The following is a 19,508-nucleotide window of genomic DNA, read 5'->3' as shown; positions in this document are numbered from 1 at the left end:
GACTATAGCCAGCCCAACGCACTGCTTGATCCCTCTAAAGTGTGATTTGTACCTTCAAACGCTCTGGGAAGCACTTGTCGGAGGATTCTTTATTGGCCTGCAAGCACTTGCCGATTCCTTGCTCTTGCAGGACCGGCGTTAGCCGGGAGGGCGGCATTGCTGACGGAAGAAATGTAGCGCCCCCATGTCCTCCCGGCTAAAGCCGGTCCTGCAGGATTGCGTAGAAGTTGTCAGAGCGTCGACAAAAAGGCGCTATTGGTACTCTGCCATTCGGCGATGTCCAGGCGCATTCGCTTCTTGTCGAGCTTGCCGACGCTGGTCTTGGGAATTTCAGTAACAACCGCAATCTGATGCGGGATTGCCCACTTGTTGATGTGCCCCAGTTCAACGAAAGGCTTGAGATGCTCTTTCAAATCCCTGGCCTCAACGCTATGCCCTTCACGCAATACCAGCAATGCAAAGGGTCGCTCCCCCCACTGCGGATCCGCGATGCCCACTACCGCGACTTCGCGAACCCCCGGATGGCGACTGCACAAATCCTCCAGCGCCAAAGATGAAATCCATTCACCACCGGTCTTGATCACATCCTTGATTCGGTCGCGGATGTCGATGACACCCATGCTGTCGAGCGTCGCCACATCACCTGTGTGCAACCAGCCGCCGGCCCACATCTCGGCGCCTTTCTGCGGCTCCCGGCAATAACCCTCACTCAACCAGGGCGCACGCAGCACCAACTCACCCATGGTTTCACCGTCAGCCGGGAGGAAATTGCCGTCTTCGTCAACGATTGCTGCGTCTACCAATACGCCAGGCACGCCGGCCTTGATGCGGTAGGTGATGCGCTCGTCTTCGCTACCCGCACGCAATTCGTCATTCAAATGAGCAACCGAAATCAGCGGGCCTGTTTCCGACATGCCATAAGCAGCCGTCAATTGAATACCCCGCGCTTTGGCCGCCTCATAGAGTGTCCGGTTCAGTGAGCTGCCGCCGATGATGATTTTCCAGCCAGCAAAGTCGACGCCCTGCGCGCTTTTCGCGTTGAGTACCATCTGCATGATGGTCGGCACGCAGTGGGAAAAAGTCACCTTCTCCTTGCGCCACAACTCGACCAGAAACTCCGGGTCGTAACGGCCAGGATAAACCTGCTTGACCCCCAGCATGGTCGCCGCATAAGGCATGCCCCAGGCGTGAACGTGAAACATTGGCGTGATAGGCATGTAAACGTCACCGGTATTCAGCAATCCCTCGATGCTGCCTAAACCGGTGGCAAGTCCCAAGGTATGCAGCACCAACTGACGATGGCTGAAGTACACGCCTTTGGGGTTGCCCGTAGTGCCGGTGGTGTAAAAAGTGGTGGCGACAGAGTTTTCGTCAAAGTCTTCGAATTCATACTGGTCGCTCGCCTGGGCCAGCAGCGTCTCGTACTCGCCGATGAGGTTCGGCAACTCGGCGGTCTTCTCGGGCAAGTCCGTCAGCAGCAGGGTTTTCTCGACCGTGGTCAGATGCCCGGCCATTGCTTGATACAGGCCGACGAACTCACTGTTGACCAGCACAAACTTATCGTCGGCGTGGTTCATGGTGTAGGCGATTTGATCAGGCGAGAGCCGCACGTTGATGGTGTGAACCACCGCACCAATCATCGGAATGGCGAACATGCACTCAAGGTAACGGTGGCTGTCCCAGTCCATTACAGCAACTGTATCTCCGGCTTTCACCCCCGCCGCGCTGAGTACGTTTGCCAGCCGACAGACGCGCTCAATCAACACTGGATAGGTGTAGCGGACTGAGTCGCGGTAGACAATTTCCCGGGTTTTTTCGTATCGACTGCCTGACATCAATAGCCGCTTGATCAACAGAGGATATTGGTAGGCACCGTCGGCTGGCGGAATAACGCGGGTCTGTAGCATAAGAGTTCCTTTTCAAAGTACACAGGCGTGGCTTGAAATATGGACTCTAGAGCGGTACCTCGCCAGTCAAATCAGCCGAAGGGATGATTTGCGACCCGGATACTGCCTGCTCCGATCTGTAAGAGGGACGGTATTTCTGACACCACGCTGTCTGGCAGCAAACATTGGATCTGTAGGAGCTGCCGAAGGCTGCGATGGCGGTGTGTCAGCATAAATGCCTCGCAGCCTTAGGCAGCTCCTACCGTTGTATCGCATAGGGCAAGAATTTGTATCAATGACTTTCAGTCAGCGCCAGCTTCACCCCCAACGCGACCAGCACACCACCCATCGCCCGATCAAACCAGTGGCCCATGCGTGCAAAGCCTGCGCGTACGCGCTCCTGACTGAACAGCCGCGCGACCAGGCAGAACCAGAGGCCTGTCGCAACCGCCAGATAAACGCCATAACCGGCTTGTACCCACATCGGTGTATGCGGGTTGATCACCACGGTAAACAACGAAAGAAAAAACAGCGTTGCCTTGGGGTTCAAGCCATTGGTGATGAACCCACTGGTGAATGCACCACGGGCCGTGCGCTCGCCTGCAACAACATTGACCGGCGCATCACCGGCGCTGGCAGGTTTGGCCCGGAGCGCTTTGATGCCGATGTACAGCAAATAAGCCGCAGCTGCCCACTTGAGGGCGTTGAACAATACGATGGACTGCGACACGATCAAGCCAATCCCAAGCAATGAATAGCCGACGTGCAGAAAGATCGCCGTACCCACACCCATGGCGGTATAGGTGCCGGCCTTGCGTCCGTGGGCAACGCTTTCACGGACAACCACAGCAAAATCGGGGCCGGGGCTTGCGACAGCGAGCAAGTGAATCAAGGCAACGGTAAGAAACTCAGGCCAGTACATGGGGACACTCCGAAAAATAATCTGGCCAAAAGGCAAACTGGCCAGGAATGTAAGCAGACGTTTCGCTCTGGTAGGCTAGCCACATTAAGGCTTCGATATGTCCATTAACAGGTACAGCTGATGAGCAATCACGTTAAGGCAGTTTTTCTCGACTACACGTCACTGGATCTGGGCGATCTGGATTTCAGCGAGCTGCGTGAATGCTTCGGTGAACTGACGCTGCATGCCAGCACCAGCGCAGATGAGGTAATCGAGCGCCTGCAAGGCGCACAGGTGGCAATCAGTAACAAGATCGTGATCGATTCCAACACGTTCGCAGCATGCCCTGACCTGAAGCTGGTACTGGTGACGGCCACCGGGACCAATAACATTGATCTGGTCGCGGCTCGTCATCACGGGGTTACCGTATGCAATTGCCACGGTTACGGCACGCCGTCGGTGGCTCAGCACACTTTGATGCTGCTGTTGGCCCTGGCGACCAGCCTGCCCGAGTATCAGAAGGCGGTGCAGCAAGGCCTGTGGCAAAAGTCGAAACAGTTCTGCCTGCTGGACTTTCCCATCGTCGAACTGGAAGGCAAAACCCTGGGTTTGCTGGGTCATGGCGAACTGGGGAGCGCCGTCGCGAAACTGGCCGAAGCTTTTGGCATGCGCGTACTGCTGGGGCAAATCCCCGGTCGCCCTGCCCGCCCGGATCGTTTACCACTGGATGAGCTGTTGCCGCAGGTCGACGCGCTCACGCTGCACTGCCCGCTCAACGACGATACCCGCGACATGCTGGGGGCTCACGAGCTCAGCTTGCTCAAGCCTCACGCCTATGTGATCAATACCGCCCGCGGCGGACTGATCAACGAGCAGGCGCTGGCCGACGCCCTGCGTGAAGGTCATCTTGGCGGTGCCGCCACCGACGTACTCACGGTCGAACCGCCTACCGCAGATAATCCGCTGCTGTCAGGTGACATTCCCCGCCTGATCATCACGCCTCACAGTGCTTGGGGCGCTCACGAGGCACGGCAGCGGATCGTCAGTCAGGTGACTGAGAATGCGCTGGGGTTCTTCGCCGGCAAGCCGGTTCGGGTGGTGAGTTAGGTCGCACCACTGTGTCCTGACATCGCATTTTTGCGAGTCAAACACCGAACCTGTAGGAGCGCACGAGCACCGCGAGGCCGCGATAGCGGTATATCAGACAGACCGCCATCGCGGCCTCGCGGTGCTCGTGCGCTCCTACAGATGCATTTCAATTCAAGGGATCGCGCCGCCGTTGCAGGCTCCAAACTGTTAGACTCCGCGCTTTTTCGAGGAGCCCACCATGGACCCGCGCAGTGAAGTGTTACTCCGTCAGGCCGAATTGTTTCAGGGCTCCCTGTTGCTGGCGGGCCTGCCTGCAGACGATTTGCTGGGTCGCCTGCCGAACGCGCAGGGATGGTGCTGGCATGCGGGCGATCAAGCCGCGCTGGACGCTCGCTTCGAAGGTCGCAGCCATTTCGGAGTAACAGCCCCCGAGCAGCCATTCGAGGCCGCCGTAGTGTTTTTGCCCAAGGCGCGAGAACTGACCAACTACTTGCTCAATGCCCTCGCCTCGCGTCTGGCGGGACGTGAATTGTTTCTGGTCGGTGAAAAACGCAGCGGTATCGAAGCTGCGGCCAAACAGCTGAGTCCGTTTGGCCGAGCCCGCAAACTCGACAGCGCCCGCCATTGTCAGCTGTGGCAAGTCACCGTTGAAGATGCTCCGAAAGCGGCAACGCTGGAAAGCCTCGCCCAGCACTACGAAGTCGAAATGGAGGATGGCCCACTCAAGGTTGTCAGCCTGCCGGGCGTTTTCAGTCAGGGTCGACTGGATCGTGGCTCGGCATTGTTGCTGCAGAATATCGACAAGCTGCCCAGCGGCAATTTGCTCGACTTCGGCTGCGGCGCAGGCGTGCTGGGCGCTGCGGTAAAACGTCGCTACCCGCACAACAACGTGATCATGCTTGATGTGGACGCCTTCGCCACTGCCAGTACGCGTCTGACCCTTGCTGCAAACGGCCTTGAGGCCGAAGTCCTGACGGGCGATGGTATCGATGCAGCTCCCATGGGTTTGAGCACGATTCTGAGCAATCCGCCGTTCCACGTCGGGGTTCATACCGACTATAAAGCGACCGAGAATCTGCTGAGAAAAGCACGCCAACATCTGAAATCAGGCGGCGAACTGCGATTAGTTGCCAACAGCTTCCTGAAGTACCAACCGATCATTGAGGAGCATTTTGGCGTGTGTGCGATCAAGGCTGAGGGCAACGGCTTCCGGATCTATCGTGCCAAGCGGGCTTGAAAATAAGCACTTGCCGAAAGCGAAAGCTGAAGGCAGAATCCGCTCCGTCCTAGGGGAGTAGTCTCCCACGAGCGCCATGCTCGTCCGGTACGCATCAACATACTTGGTCCTCAGACCATGGTGCGTACGACCCCGAATCCGCTCAGACGGATCGGTGGTTTGACAAGACCTATGACACGAACACCTTACCCGGGGCGGGGAGGCTGTACGTGTCATAGCCGTGTCGACCCGCCCCTTAGGAAAACCTGATGCTGGAATCCCTGTTGGTCCCCACCGCTGTTGTCGCGCTTGCCGAAATAGGTGACAAGACCCAACTTCTTGCCCTTATTCTGGCAGCTCGCTTTCGCAAGCCATGGCCAATCATCGCTGGCATCGTTGCCGCAACCCTGGCTAACCACGCCGCCGCCGGTGCCGTTGGCGCCTGGTTTGGCAGCTTCTTCTCCGACGCCACCCTGCACTGGATTCTCGCCGCGAGCTTCACGGCGACGGCGCTATGGACGCTGGTTCCAGACAAAATGGATGACGACGAGGCCAATACCGCACGCAAGTTTGGCCCGTTCATGACCACGCTAATCGCGTTCTTCATCGCCGAGATCGGCGACAAGACGCAAATCGCCACGGTCATGCTCGCCGCGCAATATTCCTACCTGTGGCTGGTCATTCTGGGTACGACGCTGGGTATGTTGCTGGCCAACGTGCCAGTGGTACTGGCAGGTAATTTCGCGGCCGAAAAACTCCCGCTGACCTTGATCCGCCGTCTGGCGGCTGGCGCCTTCTTCGTGCTCGCGCTGGTTGCGGTTTACAAGGCGATGCAGGTGAGTGGCTGGGTATAACGACATTGACCTGTACAGACTGTGTGAAAACGTAGCGAGCGACGGCAAGACAAGGCAAAAACAGGGGAAAAAGCGGAGTCTAGGTGTTCTAAATGAGCATTTTTCGCCTGTTTTTAACGCAGTATTGCCGAGCGCAGTAGTTTTCACACAGTCTGTGTAGGAGCGCGCTTGCCCGCGATGCGTCAGACCAGACAAAAAATTTGTCTATCTGACAGGCACTATCGCGGGCAAGCGCGCTCCTGCCAATGGGCGTACTCAGGATTTTTTGGCAGCGTTATACAACGGCATCACCTTGGGAATTGCGGCTTGCAACGAAGCAATACGGCTTTCCGAAGCCGGGTGAGTGCTCATGAATTCAGGTTGTGAACCGCCTGAGTTCTGGGTCATTTTCTGCCAAAGGGTGATCGCGGCATTCGGGTTGTAACCCGCACGGGCTGCCAGCTCCAGGCCGAGCAGATCTGCTTCGTTTTCGTTACCGCGACTGTTAGGCAGCGTCAGACTGTAATTCACCACGGTATCGGCCAGCGCCATGCTGTCCTGCCCCAGGCCCAGAATGGCACCCGCCCCTTGCTTGGCCATCGCAACGCCGTAGGCCTTGGACATCGACTCGCGTCCATGCTCGCGCAAGGCGTGGGCGATTTCGTGGCCCATCACCGCTGCGATCTCATCGTCAGTCAGCTTCAACTTGTCGATCAGACCGGTGTAGAAAATGATCTTGCCGCCAGGGCCGCAGTTGGCATTCAACTCATCACTTTTGATCAGATTCACTTCCCACTGCCACTGCGCAGAATCCGGGCGCAACTTGGGTGCCTGACCGATCAGGCGGTCGGCAATGGCATGCACGCGCTTGGCATTGGCGCTGGTCGTGTCCAGCACGCCTTTGGTCGACGCCTCGCCGACGGTTTCTTTATAGGACTGGGCATACATCTGATTGACCTCATCGGTCGAGAGCATGCTGAACATGTATTGCTTGCGCTCTACACCGACCGAATCGCCACTGGTGGTATTCACGGCCTGACACCCGCCAAGCAGCAAGGCGGCACTCAACGCACATAGAGCAAATTTCTGACGCATGATGGATCTCCCTTTGAACATGGCGCTCATCCTAGGCGGTGAACGACGGATGCGCCAGATGCTGGCTGACAGCGGCTTTGTCCGCACGGACCCATTATGGTTCCCGCCTGCCTCATACCCGTAAACGACACATCGGCACGATCCACGCCATTTGTCGGACCGTTACTCATGAATCCAGAAATAAATGCCGATAGCGATAGATAGCGTTAAGCCATGCATGGAGCTCTCATGAAGTTCAAATCGATCCAGTCTTCCATCGCAGCGCTGGCGGGTGCGATTGTCCTTTCTGTCGTCGCCGCCCTGGTGCTCTACTCGGTTTTCGCCAACGAACGTACCCAGGAACTGATGGATGAGCGAACTCAGTCCCTCTTCGAACACGTCATGGAACAACGTCTCAGTGCACTGGTTCAAACCCAGGCCAGCGAGATAAAACGCGAGCTGGAAGCGCCGTTGCTGATCACCGCAGGCCTGGCCCAAGTCAACGCATTGCTGGGCGTTACCGACAAAGCAGGCGAACCACAGCTGAAAGCCAGCCGTGAGCAACTGCTCAACATGCTGCGCCACACCGTAGAACAGAATCCGAAAGTGCTGGGTGCCTACATAGGCTGGGAACCGAAGGCCCTGAATAATGATGACGCTGCCTACGTTGGCTCATCCAGCACCGGTGCCGACCCGGCAACCGGTCGCTTCATGCCATGGTGGTATCGTAATACCGATGGATCGCTGGCCCTGGAAAAACTGGCCAGCCTGGAAGACACCAAACTGCTCTCCACCGGTGTGCGCGCCAGCGAGTACTACATGTGCTCGCGCGATACCAAAAAGCCCTGCGTCATTGACCCTGCGCCCTACAAAGTCGGTGACAAGATGGTGATGCTGTCCTCTTTCATTGAACCCATCATGGTCAACGGAACATTTCAAGGCATCGTCGGCGCGGACCTGTCGGTCAACTTCATCCAGGACATGCTGACTACCGCTGACAAAAAACTGTACGACGGCGCAGGTGAGATGGCATTGATCTCCACTGGCGGCTCGCTGGTGGCCTACACCAAAGACGCCAGCAAGCTGGGAGAGAAAGCGACGACCATCCTTGATGCCAACGAAGTCGAGAACCTGAAGAAGATTGCTGCAGGCGAGGTGCTTTACGACATCGACCGGGACCACGGCCACATTGAGGTCTACATGCCCTTCAGTATCGGCACGACCGAGGCGCGCTGGACCTTGATGATTCAGGTGCCTCTTGAGGCCGTCATGACGGACGTGAAGAAGCTTCACGATGACCTGGAGGAACAACGCAAAGACGACGTGTTCGGCATGGCTCTGGTCGGTCTTCTTATTGCTGCACTGGGACTGGTGGTGATTTGGCTGGTGTCCCGCGGTATAGCGAAACCGCTCAAAAAAATGGTGCTGATGCTGGACGATATCGCCCAGGGCGAAGGCGATCTGACCCGCCGTCTTAAAAGTGACCGGGTGGATGAAGCCGGCCAGATCGCGATTCGCTTCAATACGTTCCTGAGCAAGCTGCAGGCCATGATCACCCAGGTGGTTGCCTCTGTGCAGAAGGTCAGTGACTCATCGGAACACACTGCCGATATCGCCATACGCACCAATCAGGGCGTGCATAAGCAAATGTCGGAAATCGAACTGGTTGCGACCGCCGTTCACCAGATGACAGCCACCGCGCAGGACGTCGCCCGTAACGCTACCCAGGCGGCGCAAGCGGCGAGCCATGCCGACGGCGCTGCCAGCCAGGGGATGAAAATCGTACAGAACACCTCGAACTCCATCAGCGCCCTTGCGTCGGAGATCGGCCGCGCTGTAGGGGTGGTTCAGACACTCGCTGCCGACAGTGAAAACATCAACGCGATCCTGACTACCATTCGCGGCATTGCCGAGCAAACCAATCTGCTGGCCCTCAATGCCGCCATCGAAGCCGCTCGCGCAGGTGAGCAGGGTCGCGGGTTTGCCGTGGTTGCCGATGAAGTGCGAAATCTGGCGCAGAAGACGCAGCAGGCGACTCAGGAAATCCAGTCCATGATCCAGCAACTGCAAAACGGCACTCGCCAGGTGGTGCAGGTGATGGAGCAAAGCCAGGGCAAGACAGAAGAAAGTGTCGGCCATGCGGCAGATGCTGCTCAGGCACTGGAAACCATCACCAAAGCGGTCTCGGTCATCAACGACATGAACACCCAGATCGCCAGCGCCGCCGAAGAGCAGAGCTCGGTCGCCGAGGACATCAACCGTAACGTGACAAACATTGGCGAGGTGGCCAACGAAGTTGCGAACGGCGCGGACGAATCCAGCCAGGCCAGTGCGGAACTGACCAAACTGGCCGAGCAACAGCGGCGGTTAATCAACCAGTTCAAGGTGTAAGGGCCCGCGCGGCAAATGGCTTTAATCTTCCGGATTGAACCCAATCCTGTAACCTCGGTGAGCGCCCGCAAGTCCTGTGTTTGTTCCTGCAGCAACCCTCACAACGGCGTCAAACACTCCGGCGCGTTTAACTTCGGGTCGTTGACAAGATTTGCCAACGGGCGCTCGCGCAGAGAGGTTTGCGGGGCGGCGAGCAAGGCTTGCAAGGTAGGCAGCGGCGTGTCGGCCGCCAGCCAATCCTTCTGCCCTTGCGCGTCCAGAATCAACGGACGCCGCTGACTCGCGGCCAGTTGCGTAACCACCGCGACACTGAGGTACGTATGGCCCTGCACCGGATAAGCTTCCCAGATCGCTGCAAAAAACAGCGCTGAGCCCTCCCCCGGTGTCAGCCAGAATGGGCGTTTGCGCGTCGTGCCGCGCCATTCATAAAAGCCATTGGCGGGCAGCAGGCAGCGGCGCAAGCGAAAGGCCTCGCGAAACATGGGTTGCTCGGCAATGGTTTCAGCACGGGCATGAGCCGGTGTTCGCGACAGATCAGTCAGCCAGGGTGGCGTCAGCCCCCAACGCGCCCGGGCCAGTTCAAGATCGCCGTCAGTTCCAGCGGTGGCGCGCAACATGAGCACCGAATCCGCTGGTGAGATATTCCATTGCGCCTGTTGGTCAGCCGGAAAACCGGGCAAGGCCGCGAAAGCGGGCGTCCAACGAAACAGCGCATAACGTCCACACATGGGGCAACAAAACTCGTTTGGACGTGCCGAGCGGTAAAGAAAAGGCGCTTACGCCACTCAACACACCAGCACGTCAGGGAAATTGTCCGGCTCATCACCGGGCTCGCCTCCAGAGAAGGGCAGCGCCGCATTGTACTCAGTGATCAACTGCCGCGCCCGCTCGACCTCATCGTTATCCACCAGCAGGCCCAATAGCCCGAGGGCCGGCAACTCGCCAAGGGCTCCCAGCAAGTGCCCACCGGTCAGGTGCGCTTCAATTCCCTCGCTGGCGAGCATGCCTTGCAACAGCTCGCCTTCCATCAGATTTTCAGGCTCGTAGACTTTCTGCATCACTCGTTCTCGCTGCGAACATCCAGATTCCAGTCTTCACCATCGGTTTGCAGGTCGAATACGATGGGCCGACAGCATACCGGGCAATCCTCAATGTACTGCTGATCACCGCCGGACAGATCCAGCACGGCCTCAACAGGCTCACCGCAGTAAGGGCAGTCGTAACTCTGAATTTCCTGCATCGCGGTCTCCGGGTTCAGTTGTGCGTATAATCGCGCTCTTTGAAGGCTCCGATAGAGTCTGGACGCAATTTTCAGACCCGGCCTCCCCTATTTTTGTCACCCTTAACAAGAGAGCATGATGGGCGAATTTGATGCCATCCGACCTTACAACGACGCTGAAGTCTCAGCGGTACTTGAGCGTTTGCTCAGCGACAAAGAATTTCTATCGATCCTGACCCGCTTCCGCTTCCCTAAACTGGCGGGCGCTTTAGGCTGGGCATTACAACCGATCATTGCCCGCAAACTGCGCCGTCAGTTTGTTGGTATCAATTCGGTCGCTACTTTGCAGGACAAGGTCGAGTACTACGTCGATCACACCATTGAGCGCGCCACCGACGGTGTGACCTACACCGGTGTCGAGCAGTTCAAATCCGGCAGCGCCTATCTGTTTCTGGCCAACCACCGCGACATCGTGATGGACCCGGCCTTCGTCAATTACGCCGTTTACCACGCTGGCCTGCCGACACCGCGCATCGCGATTGGCGACAACTTGCTGCAAAAACCGTTTGTCAGCGACCTGATGCGCCTGAACAAAAGCTTCATCGTGCATCGCTCTATCGCCGGGCGTCGGGAAAAGATGGCGGCTTATCAGTTGTTATCGGCTTACATCAACCACTCGATTCGCAATGACTGCCAGTCGATCTGGATTGCCCAGGCCGAAGGCCGTGCCAAGGACGGTGATGACCGTACCGAGTCGGCGATCCTCAAGATGTTCCATATGAGCCGCAAGGACGAGCCGTTCGCTGAAGTGATCCAGTCACTGAACCTGACGCCTGTGTCGATCAGCTATGAGTACGACCCCTGCGACCACGCCAAGGCCCGGGAGCTTTACATTCGCGCGACGACCGGCACTTATACCAAAGTGCCGGGCGAAGATGATGTCAGCATCGCCTTGGGTATTACCGGCTATAAAGGCCGTGTCCACGTGAACTTCGCGCCGCCCATTACCGAGCTGTTCGAAGACACCAAGGCGCTGGCCACGGAAATGGACCGGCAGATTCTCGGCGGATACCGCCTGTTCCCGGTGCATTACCTAGCGTATGCACAATGGGCCGATGCGGATTCGTCGCTCAACGTGCCATTGGCCAAGGATGTATTTGCCGCGCCGGAGCTGGCAAAGGCTCAGGAAGAATGGCAACGCCGTCTCGACGAGTGCCCGGCAGAGCATCGTCCTTACCTTATCCAGCAATACGCGACGCCGGTGCGCAATCAGTATCGCGTCAAGGCTGGTATCCCGCTCTGATCCTGCTGATGGTAAAAGGCGCTGATATTCAGCGCCTTTTTTATGCCCGAAACTTGTCAGACAATTTTCATTATCGTCATGTGAACGTAACCTGATCCGGGCACTGTATGGCTCCTTCGAGGAAGAACTTCGACCCAATGGAGCTTCACATGCTGCACGCCAAAAACCAGGACCGCCTTTATCTGATTGCCCCGAGCGATGAACAGGAAGCCTTGATCGACGCATGGTCCTTCAATGTTCAGGATCGTCACTGGCTCGTGTATTGCGCCCTTGGTGGTCACCAGCACCACGACCTGCCAGACATGGATCTGCAGACGGGATTCAGCTTTCTGGATTTTTATCAACAGGCGGCTTGAGCCTGAACGAAGATCATAGAAAGGAAAAACTCTAACTGTGGGAGCCGAGCTTGCTCGCGATAAAGCTGGACGCGGTTTACGTTAAATCGTGTACAGCTTTATCGCGAGCAAGCTCGGCTCCTACTGAAGACTGAGTTCAGACATGCAAAAAAAGCCCGGCATCTCGCGAGAGAGCCGGGCTTTTTTTTACAACAGCGCAGGTTTTACTGAGCCAGCGTGTTGCCGATGGTCTGATCCTGGAACAGACGCGTCAGGGCATCGCTCAACACGTCGCTGACCAGGCGGGTGTTGGTTTCCTGATTCGGCGCCATGCCGAAACGCTGATCCAGCGAAGCGGCATAACGACCGGCGTAAGCGCGGCCATTGTTCTTCACTTCGGCACGGAATGTAGTGCTGATAGTCGCTTCAGTCACATACAGGCCTTCTTTCGGCGATTGGTACTTAAGATCCGCCAGAGTAATAGTCAGCTGTGGACCGCCGCCGTTAGGCGACGGGGTGAAGCCCAGCAACCGCACGGCAGCTTCTGCCTGAGCCTGCAACTTGGGCAAGACGTCAGCACTGGATACGCTAACGGCGCTGGTTTCCGGATACATACCACCGCGAGTACCCAGGGTCGGGCTTGGACGACCATCGACCACACGCACCATCACAGGCTGACCACGACCTACCGGCGCTAGCTGGGCGTTCAGCTTGGGCTGCGGGCTAAGTTGTTGCGGGCTGTGGGCACAGCCAACCAGAGTCAGACTCGTTACAGCAAGCAAACCAAACAAAATGCGACGCAGCATGCTCATCTCTCCAATGGGCCAGGCACTAAATGTGCCGCAGTATAGCGGCCTCCCAGCACCGCCAACCAGTGAAAATCGGACCGCGCCAGACATGCAATGGTTCAGCAACACCTACGTCACGATGGTGTCATGTGCGGTGTGCAGAATTGCGCCTAAACCAATCGGGAGCCACCCCATGGACTTTATCTGGTCACTCTTTGCTGCTCGCCCCAAGTACCGCAACTACGCGCGCATCGATCAGCGCGGCATGTGCTGCGCTTTCAAACAGTGCACCCAGCCACCAGCCGGTCAGGACTGGGTCGAAGTCACCGAGCAGAATTTGTCCTGGCTGAACAAGCCACTGCCCCTCAATGCCCGCATCACCCGCCGCGCCGGACAACCTGCAGCCCGCCAGTTGCGCATGGCCTGACTGCAAACCGAATAAAAGTCACTTAATACGATCAATTCCTGTCGTTTCATCGCTATAATCTTCCCCCGATTATAAGGACGTCTCCTGATCGGGCCTCGCAGCATGGCTAATCTCCGGATTAGCGCCTTCGTAATGCCCACAGAGAGCCGCCCACACAGGTCACGATTACGCAGATGCGCGTGTTGATCGGTGCTGACGGGGTCGAATATTTTGAATCCGTATCGCTCGCCAACACGCCGGAACGTTCGTCTCTGACCTGCCGGTGCTGCCATCGCGCAGCCCTTTTGAGGTTGAGGTTCGCGTCTCCAAAAGAGCGCGGAAAAACGGGTTTCACTACTTCACAAGAGTGTGGCGAGCAAATGAACAGGTACGCGTTTGTAAATGCACCATTAGCATCTGACCCAGCCATTTTGAACAGGATCGATTGCTGCTGCGCAGCCTCCACGACTGGAGTCTGAAGCCTGTCCGCTACGGATTTGGTTGCATAACGGATGCCTTGACGATAGTCGAATGGCTGACCGGGCTGAAAAATGCGTTCATGCTGACTTGATGAATTCAAGCCCGTTTGGTGGCCTCCGTTGACGATGCGAAGAATCGGACATGCAGATCCTGGCCAGGATTATCGGGACACAACTTTGAACAAAGTCCCGCTACCAGGCATCTGACCTCAGGATCGTATGCCGTCAATTTGGTGCTGCAGATTTTGGAGACGCGTTAATGGCGCATAACGAAGCAGTCGATGTGGTATTGGTTGGGGCGGGCATCATGAGTGCCACCCTCGCCGTGCTGCTCAAGGAGCTCGACCCCGGCCTCAAGCTGGAAGTCGTTGAGCTGATGGACTCTGGCGCTGCGGAGAGTTCCAACCCGTGGAACAACGCCGGTACCGGCCATGCGGGCCTGTGCGAACTCAATTACACCCCGCCGGCAGCTGATGGCTCCATCGACATCAAGAAAGCCGTGCAAATCAACACCCAGTTCGAGGTTTCCAAACAGTTCTGGGCTTACCTGACGCAAAAAGGCACCTTCGGCTCCTCGAAGAGCTTCATCAGTGCAGTGCCGCACCTGAGCTTCGTGCAGGGCGAGAAAGGCATCGCTTTCCTCAAGACCCGTTTTGAAGCCATGCGCACGCACCATGCGTTCTCGTCCATGGAGTACACCGAAGACAAGGCGACCCTGGCCGAGTGGATGCCGCTGATGATGCCCGGCCGCCCGGCCGATGAGCAGATCGCCGCGACGCGAGTCATGAACGGCACTGACGTCAACTTCGGCAACCTGACCAATCAACTGCTCAAGCACCTGAGCAGCGGTCCGGATGCACAGGTCAAGTACAGCAAGCGGGTCACCGGCCTGAGCCGCAAAGGCGCGGGCTGGAGCGTCAGCATCAAAGACGTGAACAGCGGCACCACTCGTGAAATCGACGCGAAATTCGTATTCCTCGGCGCAGGTGGCGCGGCGCTGCCGTTGCTGCAGATGTCAGGCATCGAAGAAAGCAAAGGTTTCGGCGGCTTCCCGGTCAGCGGCCAGTGGCTGCGCTGCGACAATCCTGAAGTGGTCAAACACCATCAGGCCAAGGTCTACAGCCAGGCAGCGGTTGGCTCGCCGCCAATGTCTGTGCCGCACCTGGACACCCGCGTCGTCGACGGCAAGAAATCCCTGCTGTTCGGACCTTACGCCGGTTTCACCACCAAATTCCTCAAGCACGGCTCGTTCCTCGACCTGCCGCTGTCGGTACGTCTCGCCAACATCAAACCGATGCTGGCCGTGGCCCGCGACAACATGGACCTGACTAAATACCTGGTCAGCGAAGTCATGCAGTCCATGGAGCAGCGTCTTGAATCCCTGCGCCGCTTTTATCCCGAGGCGAAAGCCGAAGACTGGCGCCTGGAAATCGCAGGCCAGCGCGTGCAGATCATCAAGAAAGACCCCAAGAAAGGCGGCGTTCTGCAATTCGGTACCGAACTGGTCTCGGCCAAGGACGGTTCCCTTGCCGCACTGCTGGGTGCTTCGCCAGGAGCTTCGGTCACCGTTTCGATCATGCTGGACCTGATCGAGCGCTGTTTCCCTGAAAAAGCCCGCGGCGAGTGGGCAAGCAAGCTGAATGAGATCTTCCCGGCCCGGGAAAAAGCTCTGGAAACTGACGCGCAGCTTTATGAGCGGGTCAGCACCCAGAACAACGAGCGCCTGGAACTGGTCGAGAAACATAGCGAAGCACACAGCATCGCCTGATTCTGCCGATAAAAAAGAAACGCCCCTCGGGGCGTTTTTTTTGACCGAAAAAACCTCAACCGCGGGCTTTTTCGATCAGCTCAATGTATTCGTCGGCGTTACGTTGGTCCTTGATCGTCGCAATGAAATCATTGCCGTGCTCGTCCTTGCCATCCAGGTCGTAACCGGCTTCAAGGAAGAACACCAGAAAGCGCTCGAAATCATTGACCCGCAAACCGCGGTAAGCCTTGATCAGCTTGTGCAAGGATGGCGAAGTAGCGTCAACCGGTTCAAAGAGCAGGAACGCTTTAACCTGCTCGTCACCGATCTCATCACCAATCAACTGCTTTTTATCTTTACGCATTGCGTACTCCAACTGGATCGCTGACTTGTTAACCGGCGGGCAGTTTACCCCTCGCCCGGCAAAAGCCTCAACGAGTACGCACCGCACCGGTGTGCAGGTCGGCCCAGATGTGGCCGTTGGCATAGCTCAGGAACTGGCAGTAAAGCTTCTCGTTGCGCAGCAGATCCATCAGCGTTCGATATTGCGCGACCGGGTAATAGAGATTCAGCACCCGGCTCTTGTCATCAAAGACCGGTTTCTTCAGGCTTTTGCTCTCGCCATCGAAATGAATCAGCACCTCATTAATCGTAGCGCCCTTGTTCATTGGCTTGCCTTTGAGACGCAGCAGTACCGGGGCTGTTACGGGGATCGGTGTTTGATTGGACTGACGTTGATTACCCACCACGACCGAGTATTCGGTGATCTGCAGCAATTGCTGCTGCTCGGGCTCCCCTTCACGCAGATTCAGGTCGTCTGGCGGCAGGTATTGGGCGTGCATGGGTTCAGCTGAAACAGGCGCTGCAACTGGCAGGCAGCACAACAGCGCGAGTGTTGCGCTACGGATCAAAAGCTTCATTTCGACTTCCCGCAAGGACAGGGCTGGCACTTTAGCATGCGGAAAGTCTGATCTCCGCGGGCAGGAGATCCTGTGGGAGCGAATTCATTCGCGAATGCGTTATCAAAGCCGGCCACTGTGCGTTGAATGTACCGGCCTCTTCGCGAATGAATTCGCTCCCACAAAAACACGTCCGCTATTACATCCCTTTAACCGCATAAATCCCGGCAGCATTGCGCCAGTAACCCTTGTAATCCATGCCATAACCGAAGATGTAACGGTCAATGCATGGCAAGCCTACGAAATCGGCTTTCAGGTCAGGACGCGCTTTGCGGTCATGGTCTTTGTCGATCAAAACGGCGGTGTGCACCGCTCGGGCACCGGCATGTTTGCAGAAGTCGATGATCGCGCCCAAGGTGTGACCTTCGTCGAGGATGTCGTCGATGATCAGCACGTCGCGGTCGATGAACGAAACTTCGGGCTTGGCCTTCCAGAACAGATCGCCGCCGCTGGTTTCATTGCGGTAGCGGGTAGCGTGCAGGTAGGACGCTTCCAGCGGGAAGTTCAGGTGCGTCAGCAGCTTGCCGGAGAAAATCAGGCCGCCATTCATCACGCAGAATACGACCGGATTGCGGTCAGCCAGCTCGGCATTGATATGCGCACCGACGCGAGCAATGGCCGCCTCGACTTCAGCTTCTGTGTACAGGCAGTCGGCTTCGCGCATGATTTGACGGATATGCTCGAGATCAGCGGACATGGCGCTCTCCTGGGGGCAGTGTAAGAAAAGCGGGCAAAGGTACGCATCCGCTCCAGTCAGGGCAAGCAATTCTGGACTAACGTGTCAGGAATTGTCTGAAAACACCGCAAGGCACGTAGGACAGTAACAGCTGAATAGATTAACCTAGGCCGTTTTTTTGCCCACGCCGGAGCTTTTTCCTATGCCTATTCGTGAGATCCGCCATCCGCTGATCCGCCACAAGCTCGGCCTGATGCGCCGCGCCGATATCAGCACCAAGAACTTCCGTGAGCTGGCTCAGGAAGTCGGTGCCCTGCTCACCTATGAAGCCACCTCCGATCTGCCGCTGGAGACATACGATATCCAGGGTTGGGCCGGTACTGTCCCGGTCGAGAAGATCGCGGGCAAGAAGATCACCGTAGTGCCGATTCTGCGTGCTGGCATCGGTATGCTCGACGGCGTGCTCAGCCTGATTCCGGGCGCCAAAGTCAGCGCCGTGGGTGTCGCACGCAACGAGGAAACCCTCGAAGCCCATACTTATCTGGAGAAACTGGTTCCGGAAATCGACGAACGTCTGGCCATGATCATTGACCCGATGCTCGCTACCGGCGGATCGATGGTTGCCACGATCAACCTGTTGAAAAAAGCCGGCTGCAAGGAAATCCGTGCGATGGTGCTGGTTGCTGCGCCGGAAGGTATTGCAGTGGTTGAAGCCGCTCACCCGGACGTCATGATCTACACCGCCTCCATTGACGAACGACTCAATGAACACGGCTACATCATCCCGGGCCTTGGCGATGCCGGTGACAAGATTTTCGGCACCAAGCAAAAGGACGCGTGATGAGGCAGGACGAGTTCAACGATCCACTGTGGCGCACCGTGCTGTCCGGTGCGCAGATGCTCTTCGTGGCATTCGGCGCGCTGGTATTGATGCCGCTGATCACAGGGCTGGATCCTAACGTCGCGTTGTTCACCGCTGGACTGGGTACATTGCTGTTTCAAATCGTCACTGGCCGTCAGGTGCCAGTGTTCCTGGCGTCGAGCTTCGCGTTCATCACCCCTATTATTCTTGCCAAAGGCCAGTTCGGTCTTGCGGCAACCATGGGTGGGGTCATGGCGGCAGGTTTCGTTTATACCTTCCTCGGCCTGGCCGTGAAGATCAAAGGCACTGGCTTCATTGACCGACTGCTGCCGCCGGTGGTTATCGGTCCGGTGATCATCTCCATCGGCCTGGCGATGGCACCGATTGCCGCGAATATGGCCATGGGTAAAAGTGGCGACGGCGCCGAGTTGATCCCGTACAGCACGGCGATGCTGATCTCGATGCCTGCGCTGCTGACCACGTTGATCGTGGCCGTGTTCGGCAAGGGCATTTTCCGTCTGGTGCCGATTATCTCCGGCGTACTGGTGGGCTTTGCTCTGTCGTTCTACTTTGGCGTCGTCGACACAGCAAAGATCGCCGGCGCGCCATGGCTGGCGTTGCCTGCGTTCACCGCTCCGGAGTTCAACTGGCAGGCGATTCTGTTCATCGTCCCTGTGGCGCTGGCGCCCGCCATTGAGCACATCGGCGGTGTGATCGCAGTGGGCAGCGTGACGGGCCGTGATTACCTGAAGAAGCCTGGCCTGCATCGCACGCTGTTCGGGGACGGCATTGCTACCACCGCGGCGGGCCTGTTTGGCGGCCCACCCAACACCACCTACGCCGAAGTCACGGGCGCAGTGATGCTGACCAAGAACTACAACCCGAAGATCATGACCTGGGCGGCTGTGTTTGCGATCACTCTGGCATTCATCGGCAAGTTCGGTGCGCTGCTGCAAAGCATTCCGGTGCCGGTGATGGGCGGGATTCTCTGCCTGCTGTTCGGTTCGATTGCGGCGGTGGGCATGAACACCCTGATACGCCACAAGGTCGACCTGGCCGAAGCCCGCAACCTGGTGATCGTATCGGTGACGCTGGTGTTTGGTATCGGCGGCGTGTTGATCGGAACGGGCAACGGCCCGGACGATTTCGGCCTGAAGGGTATTGCCCTCTGTGCGGTAACAGCTATCGCGCTGAACCTGCTGTTGCCGGGCAATGACGGGTGGAAGAACAAGCATCTGGATGATCAGTTGCCATAACGATCCGGTTACCTGCGGGATGTGGTCAGGTGGGAGCGAATTCATTCGCGAGTGCGGCAGAACAGACGATAGAAATATGTCGAATGTA

20 protein-coding genes, 1 pseudogene and 1 riboswitch are annotated in these 19,508 nt (G+C 57.4%); of the genes and pseudogenes, 11 read left to right on the top strand and 10 right to left on the bottom strand.

Features of this window, described 5'->3' with window-relative positions; translation table 11 throughout:
* Window positions 1–230 precede the first annotated feature (230 nt).
* Window positions 231–1,907: a fatty acid--CoA ligase gene (locus KDX30_RS06715; protein WP_231675321.1), complete on the bottom strand. Its 1,677-nt coding sequence runs from the start codon at window positions 1,905–1,907 to the stop codon at window positions 231–233.
* Window positions 1,908–2,178: 271 nt separating this feature from the next.
* Window positions 2,179–2,808, bottom strand: coding sequence for a LysE family transporter (locus tag KDX30_RS06710; RefSeq protein ID WP_122705654.1), 630 nt, complete (start codon window positions 2,806–2,808; stop codon window positions 2,179–2,181).
* Between the two features lie 120 nt (window positions 2,809–2,928).
* On the opposite strand from KDX30_RS06710, the gene KDX30_RS06705 reads away from it, so the two are divergent.
* The 3 genes from KDX30_RS06705 (at window position 2,929) to KDX30_RS06695 (ending at window position 5,946) form a co-directional block, all read left to right on the top strand.
* A complete protein-coding gene (locus tag KDX30_RS06705) occupies window positions 2,929–3,894 on the top strand; it encodes a 2-hydroxyacid dehydrogenase (RefSeq protein ID WP_122395481.1) in 966 nt (321 codons plus the stop codon).
* Window positions 3,895–4,114: 220 nt separating this feature from the next.
* Window positions 4,115–5,113, top strand: a complete 999-nt coding sequence (locus KDX30_RS06700) for a class I SAM-dependent methyltransferase (RefSeq protein ID WP_122808038.1) — start codon at window positions 4,115–4,117, stop codon at window positions 5,111–5,113.
* Window positions 5,114–5,152: 39 nt separating this feature from the next.
* A riboswitch (yybP-ykoY riboswitch) is annotated at window positions 5,153–5,273 on the top strand.
* 88 nt (window positions 5,274–5,361) lie between these two features.
* Window positions 5,362–5,946: a TMEM165/GDT1 family protein gene (locus KDX30_RS06695; protein WP_099270482.1), complete on the top strand. Its 585-nt coding sequence runs from the start codon at window positions 5,362–5,364 to the stop codon at window positions 5,944–5,946.
* A gap of 255 nt (window positions 5,947–6,201) precedes the next feature.
* Here KDX30_RS06695 and KDX30_RS06690 read toward each other — a convergent pair whose 3' ends face one another.
* On the bottom strand, window positions 6,202–7,020 hold the full coding sequence (locus KDX30_RS06690; protein WP_027899536.1) for a M48 family metallopeptidase: 819 nt from the start codon (window positions 7,018–7,020) through the stop codon (window positions 6,202–6,204).
* Window positions 7,021–7,233: 213 nt separating this feature from the next.
* On the opposite strand from KDX30_RS06690, the pseudogene KDX30_RS29660 reads away from it, so the two are divergent.
* Window positions 7,234–8,535 (top strand): annotated as a pseudogene (locus KDX30_RS29660) (HAMP domain-containing protein); the annotation flags it as partial.
* A gap of 12 nt (window positions 8,536–8,547) precedes the next feature.
* Complete coding sequence (locus KDX30_RS29655; RefSeq protein WP_406643767.1) at window positions 8,548–9,390, top strand: methyl-accepting chemotaxis protein; 843 nt, start codon at window positions 8,548–8,550, stop codon at window positions 9,388–9,390.
* 98 nt (window positions 9,391–9,488) lie between these two features.
* On the opposite strand, the gene KDX30_RS06680 is transcribed toward KDX30_RS29655, so the two are convergent.
* The 3 genes from KDX30_RS06680 to KDX30_RS06670 are packed head-to-tail and all read right to left on the bottom strand — an operon-like array spanning window position 9,489 to window position 10,630.
* On the bottom strand, window positions 9,489–10,118 hold the full coding sequence (locus KDX30_RS06680; protein WP_122705650.1) for an SOS response-associated peptidase: 630 nt from the start codon (window positions 10,116–10,118) through the stop codon (window positions 9,489–9,491).
* Between the two features lie 57 nt (window positions 10,119–10,175).
* Window positions 10,176–10,448: a putative signal transducing protein gene (locus KDX30_RS06675; RefSeq protein ID WP_027899533.1), complete on the bottom strand. Its 273-nt coding sequence runs from the start codon at window positions 10,446–10,448 to the stop codon at window positions 10,176–10,178.
* On the bottom strand, window positions 10,448–10,630 hold the full coding sequence (locus tag KDX30_RS06670; RefSeq protein ID WP_027899532.1) for a CPXCG motif-containing cysteine-rich protein: 183 nt from the start codon (window positions 10,628–10,630) through the stop codon (window positions 10,448–10,450). The genes KDX30_RS06675 and KDX30_RS06670 overlap by 1 nt, the downstream gene beginning before the upstream one ends.
* A gap of 118 nt (window positions 10,631–10,748) precedes the next feature.
* Here KDX30_RS06670 and KDX30_RS06665 point away from each other — a divergent pair, with 118 nt between their 5' ends.
* Together KDX30_RS06665 and KDX30_RS06660 are read left to right on the top strand one after the other, a co-directional pair.
* Window positions 10,749–11,912 (top strand): 1-acyl-sn-glycerol-3-phosphate acyltransferase, encoded by a 1,164-nt coding sequence (locus KDX30_RS06665; protein ID WP_049826842.1) that lies wholly within the window; start codon window positions 10,749–10,751, stop codon window positions 11,910–11,912.
* 149 nt (window positions 11,913–12,061) lie between these two features.
* Complete coding sequence (locus KDX30_RS06660) at window positions 12,062–12,268, top strand: hypothetical protein (RefSeq protein WP_027899530.1); 207 nt, start codon at window positions 12,062–12,064, stop codon at window positions 12,266–12,268.
* A 203-nt stretch (window positions 12,269–12,471) separates the two neighbouring features.
* Here KDX30_RS06660 and KDX30_RS06655 read toward each other — a convergent pair whose 3' ends face one another.
* Entirely contained in the window at window positions 12,472–13,053 is a 582-nt protein-coding gene (locus KDX30_RS06655) for a YajG family lipoprotein (protein WP_027899529.1), read from the bottom strand.
* A 175-nt stretch (window positions 13,054–13,228) separates the two neighbouring features.
* Between KDX30_RS06655 and KDX30_RS06650 the strand changes: the two genes are divergently transcribed.
* A complete protein-coding gene (locus KDX30_RS06650) occupies window positions 13,229–13,462 on the top strand; it encodes a hypothetical protein (RefSeq protein ID WP_231675319.1) in 234 nt (77 codons plus the stop codon).
* Window positions 13,463–14,179: 717 nt separating this feature from the next.
* The gene (gene mqo / locus KDX30_RS06645; protein WP_231675318.1) at window positions 14,180–15,688 is read left to right on the top strand and encodes a malate dehydrogenase (quinone); all 1,509 of its coding nucleotides are present in this window, start codon (window positions 14,180–14,182) and stop codon (window positions 15,686–15,688) included.
* 55 nt (window positions 15,689–15,743) lie between these two features.
* On the opposite strand, the gene KDX30_RS06640 is transcribed toward mqo, so the two are convergent.
* From KDX30_RS06640 to KDX30_RS06630, 3 genes are all read right to left on the bottom strand, one after another.
* Window positions 15,744–16,031, bottom strand: coding sequence for a PA4642 family protein (locus KDX30_RS06640; RefSeq protein ID WP_027899526.1), 288 nt, complete (start codon window positions 16,029–16,031; stop codon window positions 15,744–15,746).
* A 67-nt stretch (window positions 16,032–16,098) separates the two neighbouring features.
* Window positions 16,099–16,587: a hypothetical protein gene (locus KDX30_RS06635; RefSeq protein WP_027899525.1), complete on the bottom strand. Its 489-nt coding sequence runs from the start codon at window positions 16,585–16,587 to the stop codon at window positions 16,099–16,101.
* A 178-nt stretch (window positions 16,588–16,765) separates the two neighbouring features.
* Complete coding sequence (locus KDX30_RS06630) at window positions 16,766–17,323, bottom strand: hypoxanthine-guanine phosphoribosyltransferase (RefSeq protein WP_027902893.1); 558 nt, start codon at window positions 17,321–17,323, stop codon at window positions 16,766–16,768.
* A gap of 181 nt (window positions 17,324–17,504) precedes the next feature.
* Between KDX30_RS06630 and upp the strand changes: the two genes are divergently transcribed.
* The gene (upp, locus tag KDX30_RS06625) at window positions 17,505–18,143 is read left to right on the top strand and encodes a uracil phosphoribosyltransferase (RefSeq protein WP_027902892.1); all 639 of its coding nucleotides are present in this window, start codon (window positions 17,505–17,507) and stop codon (window positions 18,141–18,143) included.
* Window positions 18,143–19,420, top strand: a complete 1,278-nt coding sequence (locus KDX30_RS06620; RefSeq protein ID WP_122395490.1) for a uracil-xanthine permease family protein — start codon at window positions 18,143–18,145, stop codon at window positions 19,418–19,420. Before upp ends, KDX30_RS06620 begins: the two co-directional genes overlap by 1 nt.
* Window positions 19,421–19,508: the final 88 nt, after the last annotated feature.

This window comes from Pseudomonas quasicaspiana (genome assembly GCF_021147825.1).
GTDB classification, from domain to species: domain Bacteria; phylum Pseudomonadota; class Gammaproteobacteria; order Pseudomonadales; family Pseudomonadaceae; genus Aquipseudomonas; species Aquipseudomonas quasicaspiana.
Note: the sequence above shows the minus strand (reverse complement) of the source record. Positions and strands in the feature narration are given on the sequence as shown.

Coding starts and splice junctions, on each gene's coding strand:
- KDX30_RS06700 (WP_122808038.1), top strand. CDS start 4,115: ATGGACCCGCGCAGTGAAGTGTTACTCCGTCAGGCCGAATTGTTTCAG.
- KDX30_RS06675 (WP_027899533.1), bottom strand. CDS start 10,448: ATGCAGAAAGTCTACGAGCCTGAAAATCTGATGGAAGGCGAGCTGTTG.
- KDX30_RS06660 (WP_027899530.1), top strand. CDS start 12,062: ATGCTGCACGCCAAAAACCAGGACCGCCTTTATCTGATTGCCCCGAGC.
- KDX30_RS06630 (WP_027902893.1), bottom strand. CDS start 17,323: ATGTCCGCTGATCTCGAGCATATCCGTCAAATCATGCGCGAAGCCGAC.
- KDX30_RS06665 (WP_049826842.1), top strand. CDS start 10,749: ATGGGCGAATTTGATGCCATCCGACCTTACAACGACGCTGAAGTCTCA.
- KDX30_RS29655 (WP_406643767.1), top strand. CDS start 8,548: ATGATCACCCAGGTGGTTGCCTCTGTGCAGAAGGTCAGTGACTCATCG.
- KDX30_RS06635 (WP_027899525.1), bottom strand. CDS start 16,587: ATGAAGCTTTTGATCCGTAGCGCAACACTCGCGCTGTTGTGCTGCCTG.
- KDX30_RS06640 (WP_027899526.1), bottom strand. CDS start 16,031: ATGCGTAAAGATAAAAAGCAGTTGATTGGTGATGAGATCGGTGACGAG.
- KDX30_RS06695 (WP_099270482.1), top strand. CDS start 5,362: ATGCTGGAATCCCTGTTGGTCCCCACCGCTGTTGTCGCGCTTGCCGAA.
- KDX30_RS06715 (WP_231675321.1), bottom strand. CDS start 1,907: ATGCTACAGACCCGCGTTATTCCGCCAGCCGACGGTGCCTACCAATAT.
- KDX30_RS06650 (WP_231675319.1), top strand. CDS start 13,229: ATGGACTTTATCTGGTCACTCTTTGCTGCTCGCCCCAAGTACCGCAAC.
- upp (WP_027902892.1), top strand. CDS start 17,505: ATGCCTATTCGTGAGATCCGCCATCCGCTGATCCGCCACAAGCTCGGC.
- KDX30_RS06690 (WP_027899536.1), bottom strand. CDS start 7,020: ATGCGTCAGAAATTTGCTCTATGTGCGTTGAGTGCCGCCTTGCTGCTT.
- KDX30_RS06655 (WP_027899529.1), bottom strand. CDS start 13,053: ATGCTGCGTCGCATTTTGTTTGGTTTGCTTGCTGTAACGAGTCTGACT.
- mqo (WP_231675318.1), top strand. CDS start 14,180: ATGGCGCATAACGAAGCAGTCGATGTGGTATTGGTTGGGGCGGGCATC.
- KDX30_RS06670 (WP_027899532.1), bottom strand. CDS start 10,630: ATGCAGGAAATTCAGAGTTACGACTGCCCTTACTGCGGTGAGCCTGTT.
- KDX30_RS06620 (WP_122395490.1), top strand. CDS start 18,143: ATGAGGCAGGACGAGTTCAACGATCCACTGTGGCGCACCGTGCTGTCC.
- KDX30_RS06680 (WP_122705650.1), bottom strand. CDS start 10,118: ATGTGTGGACGTTATGCGCTGTTTCGTTGGACGCCCGCTTTCGCGGCC.
- KDX30_RS06710 (WP_122705654.1), bottom strand. CDS start 2,808: ATGTACTGGCCTGAGTTTCTTACCGTTGCCTTGATTCACTTGCTCGCT.
- KDX30_RS06705 (WP_122395481.1), top strand. CDS start 2,929: ATGAGCAATCACGTTAAGGCAGTTTTTCTCGACTACACGTCACTGGAT.